General features: G+C 43.0%; 22 protein-coding genes and 1 pseudogene. 19 read left to right on the top strand and 4 right to left on the bottom strand.

Annotated features, from left to right (window positions below; genetic code table 11):
• The first annotated feature begins 59 nt into the window (after positions 1–59).
• The gene (locus FTT86_RS02950; protein WP_180180517.1) at positions 60–1,169 is read left to right on the top strand and encodes an NADH:flavin oxidoreductase/NADH oxidase; all 1,110 of its coding nucleotides are present in this window, start codon (positions 60–62) and stop codon (positions 1,167–1,169) included.
• A gap of 60 nt (positions 1,170–1,229) precedes the next feature.
• Complete coding sequence (locus FTT86_RS02945) at positions 1,230–2,156, top strand: AEC family transporter (protein WP_004732131.1); 927 nt, start codon at positions 1,230–1,232, stop codon at positions 2,154–2,156.
• An 81-nt stretch (positions 2,157–2,237) separates the two neighbouring features.
• Here the strand turns inward: FTT86_RS02945 and FTT86_RS02940 are convergent, their stop codons facing one another.
• Positions 2,238–3,035, bottom strand: a complete 798-nt coding sequence (locus tag FTT86_RS02940; RefSeq protein WP_180180516.1) for a tetratricopeptide repeat protein — start codon at positions 3,033–3,035, stop codon at positions 2,238–2,240.
• Between the two features lie 263 nt (positions 3,036–3,298).
• Between FTT86_RS02940 and FTT86_RS02935 the strand changes: the two genes are divergently transcribed.
• Positions 3,299–3,544 carry a hypothetical protein gene (locus FTT86_RS02935; protein ID WP_004645929.1) on the top strand — a complete coding sequence of 82 codons (246 nt, stop codon included), beginning with the start codon at positions 3,299–3,301 and terminating at the stop codon, positions 3,542–3,544.
• A 52-nt stretch (positions 3,545–3,596) separates the two neighbouring features.
• Here FTT86_RS02935 and FTT86_RS02930 read toward each other — a convergent pair whose 3' ends face one another.
• Entirely contained in the window at positions 3,597–4,322 is a 726-nt protein-coding gene (locus FTT86_RS02930; protein WP_180180515.1) for a folate-binding protein YgfZ, read from the bottom strand.
• 114 nt (positions 4,323–4,436) lie between these two features.
• Positions 4,437–6,569 (bottom strand): annotated as a pseudogene (locus FTT86_RS02925) (multicopper oxidase family protein).
• Positions 6,570–7,083: 514 nt separating this feature from the next.
• Between FTT86_RS02925 and acnD the strand changes: the two are divergent.
• The 16 genes from acnD (at position 7,084) to FTT86_RS02845 (ending at position 22,432) form a co-directional block, all read left to right on the top strand.
• Positions 7,084–9,702 carry a Fe/S-dependent 2-methylisocitrate dehydratase AcnD gene (acnD, locus tag FTT86_RS02920; RefSeq protein WP_180180514.1) on the top strand — a complete coding sequence of 873 codons (2,619 nt, stop codon included), beginning with the start codon at positions 7,084–7,086 and terminating at the stop codon, positions 9,700–9,702.
• A gap of 503 nt (positions 9,703–10,205) precedes the next feature.
• Positions 10,206–10,349 carry a zinc ribbon-containing protein gene (locus tag FTT86_RS02915; protein ID WP_004645925.1) on the top strand — a complete coding sequence of 48 codons (144 nt, stop codon included), beginning with the start codon at positions 10,206–10,208 and terminating at the stop codon, positions 10,347–10,349.
• A gap of 269 nt (positions 10,350–10,618) precedes the next feature.
• The gene (locus tag FTT86_RS02910; RefSeq protein WP_180038987.1) at positions 10,619–10,996 is read left to right on the top strand and encodes a hypothetical protein; all 378 of its coding nucleotides are present in this window, start codon (positions 10,619–10,621) and stop codon (positions 10,994–10,996) included.
• Between the two features lie 146 nt (positions 10,997–11,142).
• Complete coding sequence (locus FTT86_RS02905) at positions 11,143–11,364, top strand: hypothetical protein (protein ID WP_180039000.1); 222 nt, start codon at positions 11,143–11,145, stop codon at positions 11,362–11,364.
• A 114-nt stretch (positions 11,365–11,478) separates the two neighbouring features.
• The gene (locus FTT86_RS02900; protein WP_114541035.1) at positions 11,479–11,742 is read left to right on the top strand and encodes a hypothetical protein; all 264 of its coding nucleotides are present in this window, start codon (positions 11,479–11,481) and stop codon (positions 11,740–11,742) included.
• 536 nt (positions 11,743–12,278) lie between these two features.
• A complete protein-coding gene (locus tag FTT86_RS02895; protein ID WP_005106158.1) occupies positions 12,279–12,527 on the top strand; it encodes a DUF6868 family protein in 249 nt (82 codons plus the stop codon).
• 122 nt (positions 12,528–12,649) lie between these two features.
• A complete protein-coding gene (locus tag FTT86_RS02890) occupies positions 12,650–13,363 on the top strand; it encodes an SIMPL domain-containing protein (protein ID WP_005104124.1) in 714 nt (237 codons plus the stop codon).
• An 84-nt stretch (positions 13,364–13,447) separates the two neighbouring features.
• Positions 13,448–14,113: a pseudouridine synthase gene (locus tag FTT86_RS02885; protein ID WP_180180513.1), complete on the top strand. Its 666-nt coding sequence runs from the start codon at positions 13,448–13,450 to the stop codon at positions 14,111–14,113.
• 585 nt (positions 14,114–14,698) lie between these two features.
• Positions 14,699–15,631, top strand: a complete 933-nt coding sequence (locus tag FTT86_RS02880; RefSeq protein WP_180180512.1) for a hypothetical protein — start codon at positions 14,699–14,701, stop codon at positions 15,629–15,631.
• A gap of 261 nt (positions 15,632–15,892) precedes the next feature.
• Positions 15,893–16,282 carry a ribonuclease E inhibitor RraB gene (locus tag FTT86_RS02875; RefSeq protein ID WP_004645916.1) on the top strand — a complete coding sequence of 130 codons (390 nt, stop codon included), beginning with the start codon at positions 15,893–15,895 and terminating at the stop codon, positions 16,280–16,282.
• Between the two features lie 250 nt (positions 16,283–16,532).
• Positions 16,533–16,979: an SRPBCC domain-containing protein gene (locus tag FTT86_RS02870; protein WP_004732106.1), complete on the top strand. Its 447-nt coding sequence runs from the start codon at positions 16,533–16,535 to the stop codon at positions 16,977–16,979.
• Positions 16,980–17,103: 124 nt separating this feature from the next.
• Positions 17,104–17,442, top strand: coding sequence for a zinc ribbon domain-containing protein YjdM (locus FTT86_RS02865; protein ID WP_005106163.1), 339 nt, complete (start codon positions 17,104–17,106; stop codon positions 17,440–17,442).
• A 135-nt stretch (positions 17,443–17,577) separates the two neighbouring features.
• Positions 17,578–17,940: a 5-carboxymethyl-2-hydroxymuconate Delta-isomerase gene (locus tag FTT86_RS02860; protein WP_005106165.1), complete on the top strand. Its 363-nt coding sequence runs from the start codon at positions 17,578–17,580 to the stop codon at positions 17,938–17,940.
• 429 nt (positions 17,941–18,369) lie between these two features.
• A complete protein-coding gene (locus tag FTT86_RS02855) occupies positions 18,370–18,810 on the top strand; it encodes a nuclear transport factor 2 family protein (protein WP_005252710.1) in 441 nt (146 codons plus the stop codon).
• 121 nt (positions 18,811–18,931) lie between these two features.
• Positions 18,932–21,370, top strand: a complete 2,439-nt coding sequence (locus FTT86_RS02850; protein WP_180180511.1) for an AI-2E family transporter — start codon at positions 18,932–18,934, stop codon at positions 21,368–21,370.
• Between the two features lie 3 nt (positions 21,371–21,373).
• Positions 21,374–22,432: a DUF1176 domain-containing protein gene (locus FTT86_RS02845; RefSeq protein WP_180180510.1), complete on the top strand. Its 1,059-nt coding sequence runs from the start codon at positions 21,374–21,376 to the stop codon at positions 22,430–22,432.
• 78 nt (positions 22,433–22,510) lie between these two features.
• Here FTT86_RS02845 and FTT86_RS02840 read toward each other — a convergent pair whose 3' ends face one another.
• The gene (locus tag FTT86_RS02840; RefSeq protein ID WP_114541029.1) at positions 22,511–23,278 is read right to left on the bottom strand and encodes a hydroxymethylpyrimidine/phosphomethylpyrimidine kinase; all 768 of its coding nucleotides are present in this window, start codon (positions 23,276–23,278) and stop codon (positions 22,511–22,513) included.
• Positions 23,279–23,369: the final 91 nt, after the last annotated feature.

Below are 23,369 nucleotides of genomic sequence, written 5' to 3'. Positions count from 1 at the left end.
CTTAAGAGCCTGTTTTTATTTTTAGAGTGAAACTGGGCAATAAAAAGAGGAAATACAGCGTGGCATTACTATTTCAACCTATTCAATTTGGATCACTGCAACTTCAAAATAAAATCGTAATTGCGCCGATGTGTCAGTACTCTGCAACAGAGCAGGGGGAAATTACCTATTGGCACGAGCAGCAATGGGCTAACTATGCCTTATCGGGTGCAGGTTTATGTATTGTCGAAGCGACTGCGGTACAGCCAGAAGGCCGGATCAGTTATGCCGATCTGGGTTTATGGAATGACGAACAGGCAAAGCAGATCAAGACTTTACTAGAAAAAGTTAAATCCATTTCCCCGATGCCTTTTGCCATTCAGCTCGCACATGCCGGACGTAAAGCTTCAACAGATAAACCATGGGCAGGTAAAGGTCAGTTTAAGCCGAATGAAGCACATGGCTGGCAAACTGTTTCTGCCAGTGATATTCCTTTTCAGGCCGATGAACATCCACCTAAGGCATTAAGCCAGTTGGAAATTGAGCAGGTCATTGCTGACTTTGCAGAAAGTGCCAAACGTGCAGTTGAGGCTGGTTTTGACCTGATTGAGCTGCATGCAGCGCATGGTTATTTACTGCATCAGTTCATGTCACCACTTTCCAATAAACGTGATGATCAGTATGGCGGTTCACTGGAGAACCGGATGCGCCTGACTCTGGAAGTATTACAAGCCATGAAGGCGGCGGTTCCAGACGGTTATCCGATTGGAGTGCGTATTTCGGCCAGCGACTGGATGGATCAGCCAGATAGCTGGACCATTGACTCTTCAATTGAATTGTCCAAAGCACTGGAAGCTGCAGGTGCTGCCTATATTCATATTTCTAGTGCCGGTTTACATGCCAAACAGAACATTGATGTGAAGCCGAATTATCAGGTGCCTTTTGCAGATGCGATCAAGAAAGTCGTGAATATTCCCGTGATTGCCGTCGGTTTGATTACTGAAGCTAAGCAGGCAGAAGATATTTTACAAAAGGGCCAAGCGGATGCCATCGCACTGGCTCGTGCCATTCTTTATGATCCCCATTGGCCTTGGCATGCAGCGGCAGCACTTGAGGAAAAAATCAAGATTTCACCGCAATATCTGCGCTGCGCACCGCATGGTTTGAATCACCTGTTTGAGCCTTTTTAACACTGCTTTAGTCTCAGAAATTCTTATAATGGAATATCACTGGCAAGAGGATACTGCATTATGATTTTTGCGGTCATTGTGCCCATATTTTTATTATTGGCACTGGGTTATCTGACTGTAAAGAGTCAAGTGTTAAGCAAAGAGCAGGTGGGGACGGTCGGTGCTTTTGTCATTAAAGTGGCCTTGCCCTTGCTGTTCTTTCAGTCCCTTGCCTCCAAAGACCTGCATGAAATCTGGTATTTTGAATACTTTGCCGTGTATAGCAGTGTGACCTTGCTGCTCTATGGTAGCGGCTTCTGGATTATGCGCCGTCATTTTCAGAATACGCATTCGCAAAGTGCAGTGCTGTCGTTGGGCGCTGCAATGTCAAATACTGGCCTGATTGGTACGGCTGTGCTCAGCTTATTGATCGGGCAACAGGCGATGACCTATACCTCTCTGGTGGTCATCATTGAAAGCGTGTTGCTGATTCCGCTGGTGCTGGTCATGGCTGCGCTGGGCACACAACATCAGGCAAATCTTGGCGCCATTTTGAAAAGTGTACTGCTGACCTTGCTGAAGAATCCCTTATTTATGGGGGTCATGCTCGGCATGGCCTGTGCGGTTTTCCAGATTAAAATTCCAGTCTATCTCGATCAGGTCTTCGCCTTGATTGGTCAGACGGCCTCACCATTGGCCCTGTTTGCTATTGGCGGCGGGATCGTAGGAATGAGTCTGAAATATGTCAATCTGCAAAGTTTCTATCTGGTATTTTCCAGCAATATCATGATGCCGTTATTGATGTATCTGGGACTGAGCCAGTTAACTGATTTAAGTCAGGAAATGGTCCATGCTGGTACGCTCATTGCAGCTTTGCCGATGCCGACGATTTTTGGCATGTTGGGACAGGCGTATGGTCTGAATGATCGAACTTTAACGCCATTGTTGATGAGTACCATTGCCGGTTTTATCGTGACCAGTGGCTTAATTGCCTTGTGGTGGGGATAATCTTTTAGAAGATGAATGCTCTGCTATTAAAAAGCCCCAAATTGCATGGGGCTTTTTATATTTTAATTTTGTGGAATTAACTTAACTCTTTTTCGCAGGTGCTTTTTTCTGCTCAGCCAGCATTTTGTCTACCGCTGCCAAAGACTCTTTGGCCTGTGGAACATTTTGCTGCGTCAGTGCGGCAAAGATTTTCTTCGCTTCTGGCAGGTTTTGCGGAACAATACTGCCATTGGCAAACATATTACCTACTGCCATCAGCGCCGGAATATAACCTTTTTTTGCCAGTTCCTGAATGCTGCTTAGGCCTTGCTGAATCGGTTTTTCATCTTTGTTTTTGAAACCGCTGCTGATGTCATATAAGGCTTTGGCATGAATGGCCTGCATATTGCCTTTGCTGATCAGCGGTTGCAGCTTTTGCAGTCCGGCTTTATTTGACGCTGCTGTATTTTCAGAAAATAGCAGTATGGCTAGATCAATGCTGGCATCATCAAACTTGGCTGCCGAAGCGCGTTCCAGATGCTGTTTGGCTTTGGTCAAATCCTGTTTGAGTCCGAGTGTGCCGGCTGCATAGTTTTTACCCAGTACATAATTGGCCACCGGATAGCCTTTGCTGGCTGCCTGCTCGTAAAGCTGAATGGCTTTTTTCTCGTCCTTGGTTGTACCTTGGCCGGTTTGGGTCAAATAGCCTAAGTTATATAAAGCTTGGGCATTTCCCTGACTGGCCAATTGACTCAAAGCGTCATAGGCACCTTTAAAATTATTGGCTTTGACCATGGCCTCAACTTTTTGAAATTGGGGATCGACTTGATCTTTTACGGTATTTGCCAAAGCGAATTGCGCAGAAAGGGCAAGAACTGTAGCGAGTACTAATTTTTTCATGGTTCCTATAACCTTATTATTGCTGGCACCTTATTCCTTGGTGCGATTTTAATCATTTTCACTTACATCATAAAAGGATTTTGTGCTTTGTAAATATACAATTTGTCACTAAATATAAATCATCGAAGCACAATATACCGATTAAATCGATGCATGATTTGGACAGGTTTCTGATCAATCCTGCAGATATCAAAAGGATTACTTTGCTTCAGCCGACTTCTCTGTTTAAATCTCGGTTTGAATCAGACTCCCAGGATTTAACCATGTTTGTCAAAACCATTAAACGTCACTATGACAGAATCAATGCTGATGAATCGATTGCCGATGAAGACAAGATTGATGCGCTGCTGATGAAACTTGGTGCAGAGTTTTTGATGAGTCAGGAAGACCGGGTATATGTTTTTCAAAAAGGTGAATTAACAGCAAAGTTTGATGCCAAACATGCGCGAGCCTATCATTTCAAAGACTATGTCGTGAAAGACATGAATAAGCTGTTTCATGGTTTCTAAAACAAAAAAGCCAAGAATTTCATCTTGGCTTTTTTTATGGGCTACGCAATGATTATTGCGGACGCGCCACATCACCACTTAAGGCTTCAGGAAGTTCCAGAACATCTAGACCTAACTCGGTCAATGCTTCAGGTTTTGCAACGACTAGCGCTTTATAACCATTTTCAATCGCGATGCTATTGACGATTTCAACATCATTATTCAGTTTGGTCGCAACATCAGGCGCGGCACCTGTGCCTTGAACCAGATGTAACCAGTGTTTTGGCTTGGCTTTAAACCATAAACGCGCAATCACTTCCTGACCCAGGTAGCAACCCTTGTCGTAGTGAATGCCTTCGCGTTGATGCAAACGTAATTCTTGTGGTTGAAACAGGGTCGCGGTGGCAGCCTGAATCCAGGCTTGACCTGATTCAATAGCTTGCTGTTCCCACATCGTTACATCGGTTTCAGTCGCCATAAAGTCAGTATGAATGCCATTAACGGCTGGATAAACCGGACCAACCAGTTCCAGTTTCATTTTTGAAAAGGCGCCAAATTTCTTAATATGATTGGCCAGTTCCGTAGCCTGATCTGCAATGCTCACGATTTCAAAGCTTTCCGGAGTGATTTTTTTAAGCCATAAGCCAAATTGAATGCGTCCTTTCAGACTGCAGATTGCAGTATAGCGGGTCTGGTTTTCCGCCAAAGTTTCAGTATTCAAAGTCACCTGACCTTGAAGGAATTTTTGTGCATCTACACCATTCAGACTAAACAATGTAAAAGCAGGAGACGCTGCCATAATAAGCCCCGGTTTGAATACTATAAATCAATGCAGTTATTGTGCAGCAAGCATCAAATAGAGGCAAACAAAAAAGCCAACAATCGAAATCATTGGCTTTTAGCGAGCGGATCTTTAGTGGTGATGGCTAGCCGGTAATGACGAATCACAAGGGAATTTGCCTCCACAGACCCGTACGGTTTCCATCATGCCCTAATCTTCATGGTCGAGGATATGACAATGTTGTACGAAGTCACCTTCAAATTTCTTGTAATGGCTGCGGACAATATAGGTATAGTTTTGTTTTACAAAAAGCGTGTCCTTAAACTGTCCTTTCATGCCACGGTATTGCACATCATCCAGAACTGGATTCACCGGATCTTCTGGTGCCACTGCCTCACTGACATCCTTACCTTGAGGATTCAAAATTTTAACAATCTGGAACGGGTTAACATGAATATGGAACGGATGACCACCAAAACCAGCGCTGGTCAGTTCCCATTCATCAGTCTGTCCGACTTGTAATTGACGGACATATTCGCTATCCACTGAACCATCTCCATCAAAGAAATCTCCGAAACTCAGTGTATCTCCATCTTTTTTATGCCGGAAGCCAAATTTGAATACGCCAGTTCTAGGGTCGGGACCGAGCGAAAAAGCACTATATTATTTTGGTCGGGCAGCAACTACTTTATCAATTTCCGGTGTCATCAGTGATGGATGATCACTAAACGCAGAAAGATTAAGCTGAGATAACTGGCTCTGGATGTCTTTGCTTAAACCAATTTTTTGTGCCCGATCTTTCAGGAACTGGGCAGCAGTCTGAGCCTTGGTCTTGATTGCTTTTACATTGACCCATCCCAGCAGTTGGGCATTGAAGCGGTGATTTGGAGCAATTTGAGGGCCTACATTCGGTAATGGCGCGTTAATTTCATCATTGATATTCAATTTGGTGTCAAAAAGGCAGTATCTATTGGTGGTCGGAAAGGCAACCATTGCATCATGACGATAACCAGGATGGAACACGGACAGGGTTCTGGTCTGTACATGATTCATGGTTAAGCCATCTTGCGCGATGGTATGCACATTCAGGCTATTCAGCTTCTCAAATTCAGCTTTCTTGTCTGCCTCCTGATAGGCTGAACAGGCTTTAATGGTTTGCTCTGCAGTAAACTTACTGGAGTCCGGAATTTCCTTAATGATTAAACCAATAGTATCGCGTACACCGCCATGAATCATGCGCCAGCGGTTAAATACATTCTGTTCAACCTTCATTTCTCCCACAATTTTACCGTTGATAGACGTGTAGTAATTCTGGTTGGTCCAAAAGCCGCCAATAGACAGGTCATTATAATTTTCTAGCATGCCTATACCTACACCTTCACAGTTATTGGGAACAGCGAATGTGACATTAGGATCGGGGTTGCTACAGCGATATTGGATTTGCTGGAACAACAGGATGTTTTCGTTCGGATAACTGTTTTTTTCTTTCCATAGAATATCCATATCTCCAGTTGAGGTGACTTTGCCATTTTTGACTTTTGGCGTTCTTGAGCCTTCAACAATCAATGGGCCTACCATACCATTTGACACCTGAAGAGCAGTTGAGCCATGCAGATGGGCGTGATACCAGTAAGTCCCTGCGGGATGATTCGGTTCCATTTTGAACTGATAATCAAATTTTTCCTGAGGTTTGAATTTCAGGAAAACATTATCGCTATTGCCTTGAGGACTGACCCAGAAGCCATGGGTATGCAGGTTGGTGGTATTAAAGCAGTGTGGTTCATTTACATTCTCAACATGAGTTGGACAGGTTGTTTCTGACTCGGATGGCAGCTGGTTATTCAGGTTAAGTGCCATGGTTTCACCCTGTTTGACCCGAATCTGTGGCCCGACCAATTGATCCTCAATATATTCACCAGTTTTTTTCTTATCAAATAAACTGGGTTTGGTTAAATAGCCTCTCAGCAGTACCTGATCCCATAAGCCATTTCTGGGGTTATAGAGCTTGCTGGTTTTATAGGCCACGATCAGCTCATATTTGCCCTTGGCACTTTTCGGTAACAGAGGTGGGTTGCTAATCAAGCTGTCTGATGTGGTCGGAACGGGATGTGAGGGTTTGGGTGGAGGTGTTGGGTGTGAGGGATGAGAGGGTTGGGACGGTGGTGATGGATTGGACGGTGGTGATGGATTTTTTGTTCCATCCCAACCGCGAGCTAAGAGCGTCAAAATGGCGGCTATAGCTCCGAATATTGCGATTTTCAACATTTCAGTTCTGCCTGTTATGGTTATTGTTTTAATGTGAGGATTGTGGAGAGTGTGACATGCGTCACACTGAGCTTCTGATAGTTTTGGAAAATCTGCTATCCCAAATTAGGGGATTGAAATTTTGCTAAATGCGGCGGCAGGACAGGCCTATGAAAACCAGTGAGACTATATTTTTTTATCTTTAGAAAAATGCAAATAAAATTAATTATTTATTAATGATATTAGTGGTTTAGGGTAATAATCAAACAAAAATATAGAGAAATATTTTGCAACATAAGACTAAAGAATAAGGCGAATTATTCAGATTTTTTTAGCAAAAGACCGCTTTAAAGCAAAAATTCTAAAGTCTATGTAACAAATTTTTGCGAAAATACCGATTTTTATAATTAAGTATTTGAAAAATATAAAATTTGGGAAATGCTATTTGTGCAGCGTACAATGCTGCTATTACAAAAGTAACTCATCAATATCTATTGATGAATAAAAATAGAGATAAACGAGGGCAGGCAAGCTTATGAACAACAACTACCGTAAACCGCTGCAATCCACCCAGCTGGAATATTATGACGTGCGACAGGCCGTAGAAGATATTCAGCCAGGCGCATATGCCAAACTTCCTTATACTTCCAAAGTTTTGGCAGAGCAGTTGGTGCGTCGTTGTGATCCTGCCATTCTGGAACAGTCTTTACGTCAGCTGATTGAGCGAAAACAAGAACATGATTTTCCTTGGTATCCGGCACGTGTAGTGTGTCATGACATCTTGGGGCAAACGGCACTGGTTGACCTTGCCGGTTTACGTGATGCGATTGCCGATCAGGGCGGTGACCCGTCTAAAGTCAATCCGGTGGTACCAACCCAGCTAATTGTCGACCATTCACTGGCGGTTGAGTTTGGTGGTTTTGATCCGGATGCCTTTGAGAAAAACCGTGCCATTGAAGACCGTCGTAACGAAGACCGTTTCCATTTTATTGAATGGACTAAAACCGCGTTTGAAAATGTTGATGTAATTCCTGCGGGCAATGGCATCATGCACCAGATCAATCTGGAGAAAATGTCTCCGGTGATTCAAAACCGTGATGGTCTGGCATTCCCGGACACCTGTGTTGGTACAGATTCGCATACGCCTCATACAGATGCATTGGGCGTGATCTCGATTGGTGTTGGCGGCTTGGAAGCTGAAAACGTGATGCTGGGCCGAGCATCTTGGATGCGTCTGCCAGATATTATTGGTGTGGAATTGGTGGGTCAGCGCAAGCCGGGCATTACTGCAACCGATATCGTATTAGCATTGACTGAATTCCTGCGTAAAGAGCGTGTGGTTGGCGCTTACTTAGAATTCTTTGGTGAAGGTGCTGACAGCATGTCAGTGGGTGATCGCGCCACGATTTCCAACATGACCCCGGAATATGGCGCTACCGCTGCGATGTTCTATATCGACCAGAACACCATTGATTATCTGACTTTGACCGGTCGTGAGCCTGAGCAAGTCAAACTGGTCGAAACTTATGCCAAAGAGATCGGGCTTTGGGCATCGGATATGACCCAAGCAGTATATCCACGTGTATTGCGTTTCGATTTATCGACTGTGACACGTAATATTGCAGGGCCATCAAATCCACATGCACGTGTCTCGACATCTGACCTGAAAGAAAAAGGCATTGCCGGTAATTTAGAAGCAGCTCGCGCGCAAGAAGCAGAAGGCTTGATGCCAGATGGTGCGGTGATTATCGCGGCGATTACGTCTTGTACCAATACCTCCAACCCACGTAATACGGTGGCGGCAGGTTTGCTAGCACGTAAGGCCAATGAATTGGGCTTGGTGCGTAAACCTTGGGTGAAATCTTCTTTTGCACCGGGTTCTAAAGCGGCTGCTTTGTATTTGGAAGAAGCAGGCGTACTTAAAGATTTAGAAAAACTGGGCTTTGGTATCGTGGCCTATGCATGCACGACCTGTAACGGCATGTCGGGCGCATTAGATCCAAAGATTCAGCAGGAAATTATCGACCGTGATCTGTATGCAACAGCGGTGCTTTCGGGCAACCGTAACTTCGATGGGCGTATTCATCCATATGCGAAGCAGGCATTCTTGGCTTCACCGCCTTTAGTGGTGGCGTATGCAATTGCCGGTACGATTCGTTTTGACATCGAAAAAGATGCTTTAGGTACAGACAAAGACGGCAATCCGATTTATCTAAAAGATATCTGGCCATCGGATGAAGAAATTGATGCGCTGGTGAAAGTTGCTGTAAAACCAGAACAATTCAAAAAAATCTATATTCCGATGTTCGACTTGGGTGTGAATGAAAAAGCAACAAGTCCGTTGTATGACTGGCGTCCGCAAAGTACGTATATTCGCCGTCCGCCGTATTGGGAAGGGGCTTTGGCTGCACCGCGTACCTTGTCAAATATGCGTCCGCTGGCGATCTTGGGCGATAACATCACCACTGATCATTTATCACCATCGAATGCCATTGTGCTCGACAGTGCTTCAGGTGAATACCTGAAAAAAATGGGTGTGCCTGAGGAAGACTTTAACTCCTATGCAACGCATCGCGGTGATCACCTCACGACGCAACGTGCGACTTTTGCCAACCCGAAACTGTTTAATGAGATGGTAGTGCGTTCTGATGGCACCATCAAGCAGGGTTCGAAAGCGCGTGTGGAACCTGAAGGTGAAGTAATGCGGATGTGGGAAGCGATTGAGATCTACATGAACCGTAAACAACCGTTGATTATTATTGCCGGTAAGGATTATGGTCAGGGTTCGAGTCGTGACTGGGCAGCGAAAGGTGTGCGTCTGGCAGGTGTAGAAGCGATTGTGGCAGAAGGTTTTGAGCGTATTCACCGTACTAATTTAGTCGGTATGGGTGTTTTACCGCTTGAGTTTAAGCCGGGTACAGATCGTAAGACTTTAGGTCTTGATGGTACTGAGCTGTATAGCGTGATTGGTAATATCGCGCCACGTTCGACGTTGACTTTAGTAATTGAGCGTTCGACCGATGATGGTAAGAACCAGATTGTTGAAGTGCCTGTGACTTGCCGTTTGGATACTGAAGAAGAAGTGCATGTGTATGAAGCGGGTGGGGTATTGCAGCGCTTTGCACAAGACTTCTTGGAAGGGAATGTGGCTTAATCTTTTTTTTAATCACCCCTAGCCCCTCTTTGAAAAAGAGGGGAACTCCCTACTTTTTTAAGGAGGGTTGGAGTGGATTAAAGTTGTTGATATTGTTTAAAAAAGACCCTACTGTGAAGTGGGGTTTTTATTTAGAGCATTAATGTCTTTATCAAGAAAATACAAACAGGTACTTTTCTTTTTATACTTAAGCAATTGAGCTTCCTCAATGATTAAAGACGTCTATAACTTTAAGGGAATATAAAATTTCATATGGCTATGGTGATAATTTTGTATTAACGCACTGCGCTATACTTGGCCTTATGCATCACTTATCTCAATGTTATTAAACTACTTAACTTGAAAAAAAATAATAAATTATCACTTAATTAATGAGTTACTAAATAATAATTAGAAATACTACTTTGCCCAAACGACACTATCATTTACAAAAATGGACAATAGACATTCATTACCAGAGGGTTATACTAGTCAGACCATTTCTAAAACCATGGAGAACAAAGATGGTTACTGCTGGCGAAAAACCCGGAACAGGCTTCTATTTTTGTGTTCAATGCGGACACCGCACCTACTTAGAAATTGGTACTGATCGTTTACCACCGTGTACCAAATGCCAAGGCAATCAATTTAACAATAAGAATGCCTAAGCAAAACAACTCAAACAGTTACCCTCTGTTTTGAATGAAAGCCCTATTACTCGATAGGGCTTTTTGCTGTGGTATCTAAATCTCATACATAGAAATAAAAGATTATTATGAGAAAACAGTTTTATGTTGGGAGGAATCTTAGTTTAAAGCAAAAAATATAATAAATTCAAAAAATTATTTGAACTCTTAGTATAAAAGGTATAGGTTGTCTGTTTTAAAAATTAGCTAACCACTTAAAATTAAGGTTAGATATTTCCGGGGGGGAAACAATGAAAAAATTTACAGCTTTAATATTAGGCAGTGCAATCCTATTTACTTCAGGTTGTGCCACGATGTTTAATGGTTCAACACAAACTGTGAATATCCGTAGTAACGATGAATTGGCTAAGTTATATGTCAATGAAGAATATATGGGTCAGCGTAATACTGTTTATACTTTCAAAAAGAAAGAAAATTATGTAATTAAAGCAGAGAAGCAAGGCTGCCAAACCAACATCGTTATTCCACAAAAAACTTTTGATCCAACAACCTTATTAGGTGTTTTCTTGGATTGGGGAATTATCTCTATTCTCGTTGTGGATGGTGCTGCTACTGGTGCATGGCAAAAATTCAGCCAGACAAGTTTTGTAGTGGATCCTAATTGTTAAATAGTTCACTCCGATTTAAAAAATATCCCATTAAATAATGGGATATTTTTTTTATAGATTTTATTTTCTTAAAATATTATTGTTTGAAAATTAACCAATAAAACCCCATATAAAACTCTAGATTCACAATGTTTAGGGCAGCTCAATTGCAACATTATCTTGATCTTAATCATGACTCAGGTGTTGCCAATTACGAGATTGGTAACGAGTTTATTCGGGTTCAATTTAAGAAAAACTCGAAAGTTTATACTTATAGCTATAGCAGTTCCGGTTATCAGCATGTCGAAAACATGAAACAGCTCGCTCAATATGGCGATGGTCTGAATGCCTATATCAATCATCATACCCGACAGCTCTTTGTACGATAAAACTGGTCTGCTTCTTGCTTCAGTGAAAGTTCTAGAAGGCAAATATTTTTCTAAAGGATAAATATCTGCCTAGAAATAGTGCAAGTGCATATATTAAAAAGAGGGCTATCACCTATGGATATTCAACAGCACGCACCGGAGTCAGGAAATTTAGATAAAAAAGCCCATTTCTATTCTGCATGGCCACTGATCCTGATTCTTTTTGGGGGCGCGATTGGCTCGGTTTACGCTGTGATCGCTTATTTGCTTAATTTGAAAATTTATAGTTCTGAGTTGACTAGAATTAATAAGGTACTGGCTAATCTTCTGTGCGGGATGTCCGCGATTAGTGCCTGGTGGTTTAGTGCGCAATGGATTCAGGGAACATTCTTTCAATAAAACAGCAATCCTGTCCTGAATATAAATTGCAATAAAGTCTCATTTTGGCGAATAAAAAAGCATAAAAAATTGGAAATGGAATTTATTTCTCTATATGTGGGTTAATAATGAAATAAATTTTCAGATTTAATGCAAATTAAAAAAACATAGGAAATTAATCCCGTCCATCTTTACCTAATATAGCTTTCAAGGGTGTGATGGGATCGGAAAGAGTAGCATGCTGTGAGCGGCGCAAAACGCGAGTGCAGTACGAACCCAAAAGGTCTCGATTCGGCTTAGGACGCTATAGACCAAAAGTTTATAGGCTATAAGATCAGGTCTTACAAAGAATGATAGTTGAAGTAAACCATTGCGAGTTTTCCCAACACCCTAAAAAATTCTCCAGCAATATACGTAGAATTAAATATAAATATAAATATAAATATAAATCATAAATTTAAGAAAACTATTTATCCAAGCAGGATACAAATCCATCCTTCATTTATCAGCATGATCTGTTATTTTAAAAACATCAGCTGCCCCCTAGGGGAATCCTCATGAATCTCGATATCTGGTGTCGCTTTTTACTGTTTTGCACACTGATCAATTATGTCATTCTCATGATCTGGTTCGTGGTCTATGTCTTTGCCCGAAACTGGATGAAGCAGGTGCATGGAAAATGGTTTCGGCTGTCAGATACCAGTTTCGATATGATTCATTATTCGGGTATGGCGCTCTATAAAATTGGGATTCTGCTATTTAACCTGACGCCGTTAATTGCAATCTATCTGATGAATCAAAGCTAAGTGCGATGTTGTGATTGAATTTTCAAGTGATAAAAATAAGATTGGATTAATATCATTTTATCGCTACTTGATAGCGTGGCAGGATCAATAAGAACGAAAAAAGATTTCAAAGGAGTTGAAGGATGAATCAATTCAAACCGGCCCTGATTTTAGGTGCCTTGATCGGCTTGGGAATGATTATTGCAGGATGGATTCTCGGCAATAGCGCGCTGAAAATTAAACAGTATGAACGTATAGTTTCGGTCAAAGGCTTGTCGGAACGCGAAGTCAAAGCCGATGTGGCGGTATGGCCAATCCGCTTTAATGCCGGCAGTCAGGATCTGGCCGAGTTGTACGATACCATGCAAACCAATACCCAGGAAATTCAGACCTTCTTAAAAAATGAAGGATTTAGCACGGAAGAAATTACCAGTGCTTCACCGAGTATCACCGATAAATACGCGCAGCAATATGGCGGGGATGCCAATGTCGCGCTACGTTACACCGCCAGCCAGACCATTACAGTCTATACCCATAAAATAGATGCAGTGCGTGCGGCACAAAGTCGTCTGGTGGCTTTGGGTCGAAAAGGCATTGCCTTTGCCGGAGATGATTCTGGACAAAGAACGGAATATTTATTTACCAAGCTGAATGACATCAAGCCGGCGATGATTGAACAGGCCACCGAAAATGCCCGAAGTGTGGCAGAAAAATTTGCGGCAGATTCAAAAAGCAGTCTGGGCAAAATCAAGTCCGCCAATCAGGGGCTGTTTAGTATTGAAGATCGCGACAGCAATACACCGTATTTGAAGAAAGTACGCGTGGTCTCGACGGTCGATTATTATCTGGCAGATTAAGCTGAGCTGGTCAAGCACGGTAATTGACAGCCTAGAAGCCGCTTGTTATTTTGCGCGCATTGTTCCAGATGCTGTACCCTTAAAATGCCCATCAATAACGACTTTGTCTATTGTCCACCGCAAGAACCGCTGCATATTGTTTATGAAGACGATGATCTGGTGGTGATTGAAAAGCCGGCCGGATTATTGTCAGTTCCAGGGCGTTTACCTGAGCATCATGACAGTGCCTATTTACGTGTGCTGGATAAATATCCGCAGGCCAAAATTACCCATCGTCTGGATATGGCCACTTCAGGTATTTTGATGTTTGCCAAACACCGCGATGCAGAAGTGGCGGTGAGTAAAATGTTTCAGGCACGCACGGTACTTAAAAATTATGTCGCGCTGGTACAAGGCAAACTCGAAGGTGAGGGCAGCGTCGAAGTGCCTTTGATTACCGACTGGGAAAACCGTCCGCGTCAGATGGTGCATTTTGAACTGGGCAAGGCTGCCAAAACCCTGTATCAGGCATTAGAATATCTACCTCAGCAAGACATTAGTCGGGTGTTACTGACCCCCATTACCGGCCGTTCCCACCAGCTTCGCGTCCATATGCTGCATATTAGTCATCCCATTACTGGCGACAAAATTTATCATCCTGAACCCCAGCGCAGTCCTTTAAATCGTATGGCCTTGCATGCCAGTTATTTGGCTTTTACCCAGCCTTTGAGTGGTGTTGCGGTCGAAATTAAGGCAGCCATACCATTCTAATTTGATTCTGCTTGATAATCAGAGCCAACCGGACACATGCTTTTTAAGCTCATAAATATGATGAGGATCAAGCTTTTAAACTGGGCAACCCGAATAAAAAAGTGTGAGAATTTATTTCGATAGCAGCTTGGAAATGAGTGGCTTTACAAGCATGTTCAAATGAAATTTTCTACTGATCCATTGCCTGATCGGCTGTCACTACCGAATATAAATTTTAATGTTCGGTTTATCTCTTGATGATGAGCTTAGAGAATTTTTATTCTTTTATCTCTCGCTATAGGCCTGATATCTTTATTTTTCAGGTTTTTTAATTTTGCTTTTATTATTTTTAAACTTTTAAATTATATCTTTTGATATAAAAAATATCGTAAGTTGTTTCAGAATGGATTTGACTTGAGCCGGAAAGCAGTCAGTCATACATGACTTGTACATAAATATTTTGTAGAAAAATAAAATGAATGAATGACTTAGTGGTGATCAACGGCTTTGCTTATCTGTCCGAAGTGATGCAAAATTAATCATGACTTTATAATAAATTTTTAATTTGATGGTTTAGGGCGCTGCCCGGGGTTAAAGGAAAGAACGATGCTCAGTATGGCTCTCTTCGTTCTCGCGAGTATTTTAATATGTGCATTGCTATGGAGCTTGAAGGTACAGGCCTCATTACGCAGCAATATCCAGTTTTTACAGGAAAACCTGGATCATTCCCGCAGCAAATTGGCAGATTATGAAACTCAAGTCGATGAATTGAATTATGAAATCACCCAATTGCGGCTACAGAATGGCAGTTTAAACATTGCGCTGAATAAATATAAAAAATATCAGGATATCTGGTATATCGAGCAATATATTATTAACCGGACTTTGCAGGCCGAAAACTTTGTTGAAGCGACCAAGCTGGATGCTTCGATCATGATCGATGATCTCAAAGCCTATATCACAAGAGTAAAAGATTATCTTGCCCAGTTTCAGGCGCAGGTCGTGGCCGAGGTTGAGCAGGAGGCCCGACAAAGTTTGCACGGTTATTATGAACAGGCCAAACAACAGCATCGCTTGCAAGAGGTATTGAGTGCTTTAGAGCATAAAATACAGGCCAAGCGCTTCGGCTTGCAGCTTCCCGCAACACATATTTTAAAGCAGCTGATTGAGGGTTATAGCGAAACGGATGCGGTTCGGCATTTACGTAATGTCCGTGACAGAATTCAGCAGGCCATAGAAACACAACAGGTGGCGAGCTGTAATTATGTCGATGACAATCGCCGTCGAAGTACTATTGAAATCCTTAGTCTGGCTTTCAACTGTAAGGCAGATTTATATCTCACTCAATTAAGCACAGAAAATCTGGGCGAGATGCTGCAAGCCTTAAAGGATGATTATGTCTTGCTGAATTATACCGGGCAGGCACTGAGTCAGGCGATGATTCAAGAATCCTATCTTGATCTGCGTTTAGAGGAGCTCAAGTTCGCTGTACTGCTTTTGCAACTGAAACAGGATCATCCGCATTCACACATCGCGTAGATCATGACATTCATAGGTCTAGAAGATTTTTACCAGAGTATTCTGAATGCCATAAGTTGGTTTAAATCCTGATATTTTTCAGGATTTTTGGTCTTAAGGAATCTTGAATATATTGATCCCCTTACTTATTTTTATATTTATAAAAATCATATGTTTATTTATGGTTAAAAGATAATATTTTTTGTCTGTATCTCGATAATTGTACAAAAATCAGCTAATCTTAAATGCAGAATAAAACAGCATCATAATAAGGATACTTCTATGTCACGTGATTACAATCAATTCCCTGACGATGAAAATGGCAATGTACTGTGGCAAATGCATCAGGATGGCGACGACTTGCAAGAAGCGCACGAAATTGAATTTTCGATTGCCTTTGCGGATGAAGCGCAGGCAGATCGTTGTGCCTTGCATCTATTAAAAGAAGAGCAAAAAATTAGCCTGTTTCAGGACGAAGATAGCGATACCTTGGAATGGATCATCACGATTTATGTATATATGGAGCCTGCCTACGAAGATATCGTGGATCTGGAACAATGGTTCAGCAAAATCGCTGCACAATTTCAGGGTGAATATGATGGTTGGGGCTGTATGGCCTATGTCTATGATGATGAGCTGGATGACGAAGAGAGCAGCCTGCGTAGTAGCTGAGCATGCTTGTATTTAAATGATTTAAAGTAAGAAACCCGCTGCTGCCGGGTTTTTTTTATTACTCTTTAATTGCTATACGAAGGTTTGAGCTTGAGTATAGATACATACTCATTATATATAGCCAGCTCAAAACTGGATAAAATAACTCAAATGAGTACTTAACTCAGGCTGATGATGCTGAGGATTTAGTCACAACAAATGCAGGGAATATCCCGCAATAAAAAATAATAAGAACAAAGGACAAGAAAAAATGAGTTACACCTTAAAAATGCATCGTGTGTTTAGTGCACCACCGGAGCGGGTGTATCGTGCCTTTGTACATCCGGATGCACTGGCCAAATGGCTGGCACCACATGGCTTTATTGCCAAAGTAGAACATGCGGAAGTCAAACCCGGCGGCAGCTATAAAACGACCTTTACCAATTTTTCTACCGGAACCCAACATCATTTTCATGGCATTTATCATGAGGTCATTCCCAATCAGCTGCTGCGCTATACCGATCAGTTTTCTACCCCCGACTTGCAGGGTGAAATAGAGGTCACGATCATCTTTGAAAAAGTGTCAATCGGTACCGGTTTACACATTATTCAGGTGGGTTATCCGGATGTGGTGCCGCCAGCGGTATGTCATTTGAGTTGGCAGGAATCACTGCAACTCCTGTCTTTGCTGGTTAATCCGCAGATTTCAGACAATTAATTCCTTGGATCTCCTGTGTTGGTTTCATCCCAATGTCCTCTCCATCAGCGCGCCTGACAAAAATGCTATACTGTGCGCTTATTTGTTTCATTTATTTTATTTTTCTCTTTTTTTCGAGGTTCTTATGGGTCTGCCAAACTGTCTAAAATGTCAATCTGAATATACCTATGCAGATGGCGATCTACTGATCTGTCCAGAATGCGCACACGAGTGGAAAGAAGGTGAAATCACTGAAGAGCAAGTGATCATTAAGGATGCCAATGGCAATGTGCTGGCGGACGGTGATAGCGTAACGGTGATTAAAGACCTGAAAATCAAAGGTTCATCTTCAGTGGTGAAAGTGGGCACCAAAGTCAAAAGTATCCGCTTGCTGCCTGATGCTGCCGATGGGCATGATATCGATTGTAAAATCGAGGGAATCGGCCCGATGAAACTGAAATCAGAATATGTGAAGAAAGCTTAAATTTAGCCCTAGACTAAAATTCTGACGAGAGAATAATACGGTTGATTAATCGTATTATTCTCATTATTGCTGAAATTCTGGGCAGATTATTTTCCTGTCGCCCTGATCCTCACGTTTCGATTTGAGACCACTTTAATGCCACACCTGCATCTGGAATATTCTGACAATCTGCAACATATCGAGATCAAACCCTTATTGGTCGTGATCCATCAGGCACTTTTTAACGCCGGCCATGTCACCGATCCCAATGATTTAAAAAGTCGTGCGATTATGCAGCAGGATTATGTGATTGGACTGAATGCTGTTACAGATCAGGCCTATGTACATGCCAAAGTTTCACTGTTGAGCGGGCGCAGTGTCGAAGTTCGTCAGGCGATTTCCGAATTGGTGCTCAACGTCATGCAGCAATATATTGCGCCACAACCTGAATTCAAAATACAGCTTTGTGTCGAAATCATTGAAATGCCAAAGCAGACTTATCGTAAAGCTGTTATCTGAATGATGGCTTTTATTTGCTGAGATGACATGGATCAAATGCCTTGAAACTTTATCAATGCTATACGAAATTTATAAACAGATCGACTTGGTCTGTAACAGCTCGCTATTTTATTCAGATCTAAAATTATTTCTATTTTTAAATGACGCTTTATGTCATTTACAGGCATGCGATAAAAGTTCTAAAGTAACTTTTAATCGCTGCTGATTTTTGAATCATCCAATCTAGAAACAGCATATTCATCCTGATTAAAATAAAAATAATTTAAAAAATAATCTTCAGGTGAGCTGTATCCAATCCGGCAGTGGGAAGAGCAAAGCGAGAATAACGCTTTAGCATAAGCAAAATAATAAGAACAAAAAGATCAGAAATCGGGTGAGTTGATTGAATCCCAGATTTCAGGTCTGACTTGTCCGGTTGAAGGAAATTTTATGCAGGTTTTTGGGGATGAAAAATTGGCTCAGGAAGTCATGGCATTTCTTCAGGAGTGGGATAATGCCGTAGCCAGACTTGAAATTCAGGATATTGTTCAATTATGCCGACCCGATATCCGTCTGGTCGATGTCAGTATGGAAGTGAAAGGTGTAGAAGCCTATCAGGCACTCTGGCAGCAATATCGGGCATTTATACCGGAAGGCATACGCATCGAACGCCAAGACCTTAATATTCATGTCACTTCTGATCTGGCTGTAGTCGATGGTTATGTACGGGTGAGTTATGCGGTGATTGAACCGATTTTCCAGCTGGGCTGGTGTCGGGTCAGCATGTGCCTGAGCAAGCAGCAGGGCAAATGGCAATTGCTGCATCAACATACTTCAGTCCCTGTGCAACTCGAAACCCGGAAAATGCGCCGGATCAAAAGCGTGAGTTAATCTATTTACCTGAAAAGATTTAAGTGAAATATCTTTGCAAATGATTACAGGAATACCTTTGTAACAAAAATATAGAAAGTCCTAAATTATGTTGAAGGAATAATATTTTAGGACTTTTCAGGTGGATAACAACAAGAACAGTCAAGTAAAACCACGACAGGCCAACCTGCAACAACAGACTGAAGTATTGATGCCGGATCAGTCCGAGCGGCAGCGCACCCAACATGCACTCAGAATGATGGCCGGTTTTGTCATTGCCGCTGTGGTGATGATGGCATTGTATTTTGGCCGTGATATTTTTATTCCGCTGGCTTTGGCTATTCTGCTGGCATTTTTACTTTCTCCTCTGGTTTCTCGCTTAAAGCGCTGGGGCTGTCCCCAATGGGCGGCAATTGGCCTGGTCATGTGCCTGACCTTGTCATTTCTGGGCGGCACTGCAACTTATCTGGGGGTGCAACTTGGCAAGCTAAGTCAGGAACTGCCGCAATATCAGGACACCATCCAGCAAAAACTGAAAATGCTCGAAAACTATCGTCAGGGACCGAGTATGTGGGATGGTGCGATCCAGACCTTTGACACAGTTGAAGATTCGATAGACACTCCCGAACAGGAAACAGAAGACCCGAATGTGCAGAATGTCAAAGTCGTGGGCCTAGAGCCAACAAGTGAAGAGGCTGCGCTGGACTGGTTGAATAAAATCCTGAATCCGCTGGCGATTATCGGGATAGTGTTCCTGTTTATGGTATTGATTTTATTCAATGGCAAAGACCTGCATGATCGCTTTCTGAAACTCTTGGGCGGTAATCTGAATATCGGCACCGATGCGCTGGATGATGCCGGCAAAAGTATCGGGACCTATTTGCGCATGCAGCTGCTGGTCAATGTCACTTATGGTATTCCCATGGCGATTGGGCTGTTATTGATTGGTGTGCCGGCAGCGATTATGTGGGGGCTGGTTGCGGTGGTTATGCGTTTTGTACCCTATGTTGGCCCGATCGTTTCAGCTATTTTCCCGATTACGCTGGCTTTCGCCGTTGATCCGGGCTGGGACATGGTGCTCTGGACTGTGGGCTTGATTCTGGTGCTGGAACTGATCAGCAATAACGTGATTGAACCTTGGCTTTATGGGGAAAGTACCGGTCTGTCTACCTTGGCGATTATTCTGGCTGCCACGTTCTGGACCACTCTCTGGGGACCGGTAGGGCTGATCTTGTCGACCCCTTTGACTGCTTGTCTGCTGGTTTTGTCCAATTATGTGCCGGCACTGGGTTTTGTCAAAACCTTGCTCGGCAGTACGCCAGTATTGTCACCCTCCGAACGCTTTTACCAGCGACTGGTGGCAGATGAAGTCAATGACGCAATGCAGGTAGCCAATGATTATATCTGTGCGCAATTACCGAAAAAGCCCAGTGTAGAGGAGGTGGCCCGTCGGGTACAAATGTTCTATGGCGAAGTGGCCATTCCAGCCATTCGGATTTATTCTCAAGGACATGATACCGATGTCACTGCCGAACACCGGTTGCGTCTTTATCAGGGCTTGCAGTTCTTTAATCATGCGTTTCAAAAAGCCTATCCGAGTAAGATGAGTGCCGAGCAGCCCGAAGTTTATTGTGTTGGTGCGCGTTGGGAAATTGACACCCAGATTTCTGCCATGTTGGCGCATGCCCTAAATCTCAAAAATATTGCTGCCCGAAATGATCTGGATGTGCTGATTCAATCGAGTGAATCAGGAAAGGGTATTGTATTACCAGCTTCGATCAAGATTTTATGTGTGTCTATTTTTCATCATGCGCCTGCGGCACAGATTCGGTTGCTGAAATATAGACTGGCGCAGCAATATCCTGAGCTGAAAATCATTTTTGCGACTTGGAGTGTGATGCAGCTGGAGCTTCTGGATGAACTGCAACAACGTTTTGAGCTGCAGGCACTGGTCAATAATGTCGATGATCTGATTCTGACTATCGAAACTTATACCTTGAATGAAGGCGAAAGCTGGTTTGAGAATCTGGAGATCAAGAATGAAAAAGAACGGCAGCAGGCTTTAAATGAATTGGGGTTATTGGATCATCGTCATCAGACCCTTTATAAACAATATATTGAAGAAGCCCGTCAAGCCTTTGACGTTGATTACGCACAAATTTCCTGGCTGAATCAGCATGAAATGTATATTCCAATCAGTCCTTTTACTCAGGAGCCTGTTGCAACCCGACAAATGTGCAAGGATTCAGTCTGCACCCATTTGCTCTATCAGAATGAGCCTTTGGTGATAGAAGACTTGCAGCGTGACCCGCGCTTTCCACATCTGTCAGAATTAAGACAGCATCATATCCGTTTCTATGCTGGTGTGCCTTTAAAAGATAAAAATGGAATTGCGCTTGGGAGTCTATGTCTGCTGGATAAACAACCGAGACAGATGCAGGCCGAAGATATGATTCTGCTTAAGGCTTTGGCGCAGGATTTAATGGCGACCCTGAGCAATGAGCGCAAGAAAAAAGATAAACAGAAGCAGATTGAGCAGATGCAGCCTGCTACCTCGGCAAGCGTTTTAAATAAGGACTAAATGATGAAACAAAAATGGATCTACAGCATCAAAATCATGAGTATCACATTTGGTCTAGCCAGTATCAGTTCATGGAGTCTGGCTGCTATTCAGGGACTGCATTTTTTACATAAAGACTGGGAAATTTCCTGTGATAATACCGGCACCTGCCGCGCTGCCGGTTATCAATCGGATCAAGATATTGATCAGCCGGTTTCGGTGCTACTAGAGCGTGCTGCGGGTGCAAACAGTAGTATCAAAGCCCAAGTCCAGATTTTACCCTTAGCTGCTGCCACACCTACACGACAGCTTCAGCTACAAATTGCCAGCACACCTTATGGTGTGATTGGTCTGAATCGGGAGGGAATAGGGCAACTCAGTACTGATCAAACGCGAGCCTTGCTAAAAGCTATACAGGGAACAGCTCCGGTTGTATTTAAGAATACGCAATCACGCTGGAACCTGTCGACTTCCGGTGCCAGTGCCGTTTTACTCAAGATGGATGAATTTCAGCGTCGACTTTCTACGCCCTCAGCCTTGATCAGGCCGGGGAAAAAATCCAATCAGGCGGTGCTCAAAGCTGCAGCGATACCGAAAATTCAGATACCAAAATATCAGTCAGGCAAAGCCACTCAAGCAAAACTGAATACGGCAACAAGTCAGCAGATGATTCGAAAACTGCAAGCCACCACCAAGGAAGATCAATGTGATTTGCTGTTTAGCCAGCGTTTTCTGGATGATGATGTTATGACCATTTATCCCATTAATGCCCAGAATCAACTGATTCAGATTCCATGCTGGCGTGGGGCTTATAATATGGGTAGTGGCTTCTGGCTGATGGATCGAAACAAGCAATTTAAACAGTTGGTGACGACCTCGGGAGAAACATTTAACCAAGGCCAGATATTTTCCGGGCATAAAGTGCGTGGTTTGGGCGATTGTCTGAGTCAGAACGAATGGGCCTGGAATGGCAAGAAATTTGTCAAAAGCTTCAGTGGTCTGACCGTACAATGCAAAGGCTTCGCCGGTGGTGCTTGGAATTTACCGACCTATGTAAGCAAAATCATTTATCAGGCCAAATAGTATTGTTTAAAAAATAGCAGTGATAAAAAAGCCTGAATGACTCAGGCTTTTTTAGTTTTGATTTTAAGAAGTGTAATCTTAAAAACGCTTTGGAATTCTCTGGCCATTTGGAACAGGAATTTCAGCATTTTTTAATACCCCAAATAACCAGGTTTCAGCATGCTGTACCGCAGTTTTCAACTGATCACCCATGGCCAGACGTCCGGCAATGAAACTGGCCAGTGAACAGCCAGAACCATGATATTCACCTGGCAGACGTGGACAGCGAGTTTCGTTGACCAGCTCACCTGCGATATACAGGCTGTTCTGGATATAATCAGGCGTATCTTCATGCCCCCCTTTGACCAAAACAGCCTGTGCACCCATTTTAAACAATTTTTGAGTGGCCAGTTTGAGGTCTTGCTCACCCGTCAGGGCACGCAGTTCAACCGTATTTGGCGTTAAAATGGTGGCCAATGGAATCAGCTGGGTAAATGCTTTGACCAGCGTTTCCTGATTACCCAGCGAGCCGCCACTATTGGCGACCAAAACCGGATCCAGCACATACAGATAATCTGGATGTACAGTCAGAAACTCGGCCAGAGCCACGATATTGTCTGTGGTGCCTAACATGCCAGATTTTACGCAACGAATGGGCAGGTCATTTACCACAGCATTGGCCTGTGCCAATAGCAATTCTCTGGAAGTGGCTTCGAAACCAAAAACCTGCTGTGAATTTTGAATAGTGAGGGCTGTGCAGGCAATTGCCGCATGTGCACCACTTTGACCAATAGCTTCAATATCTGCTTGAAGGCCGGCTCCACCTGAAGGGTCTAAACCGGAAAAGCAAAGTACGGTAGGGCGCAAAATGATGTCCTTCATTCACTAAAATTGCATTAGTATAGGCAAATTTGAATGAACTCTCGATATTAATTTATATCGGTGCTGATGAGAGGGG

This window comes from Acinetobacter sp. YH01021 (assembly GCF_013420255.1).
In the GTDB taxonomy this organism is placed as follows: Bacteria; Pseudomonadota; Gammaproteobacteria; order Pseudomonadales; family Moraxellaceae; genus Acinetobacter.
Note: the sequence above shows the minus strand (reverse complement) of the source record. Positions and strands in the feature narration are given on the sequence as shown.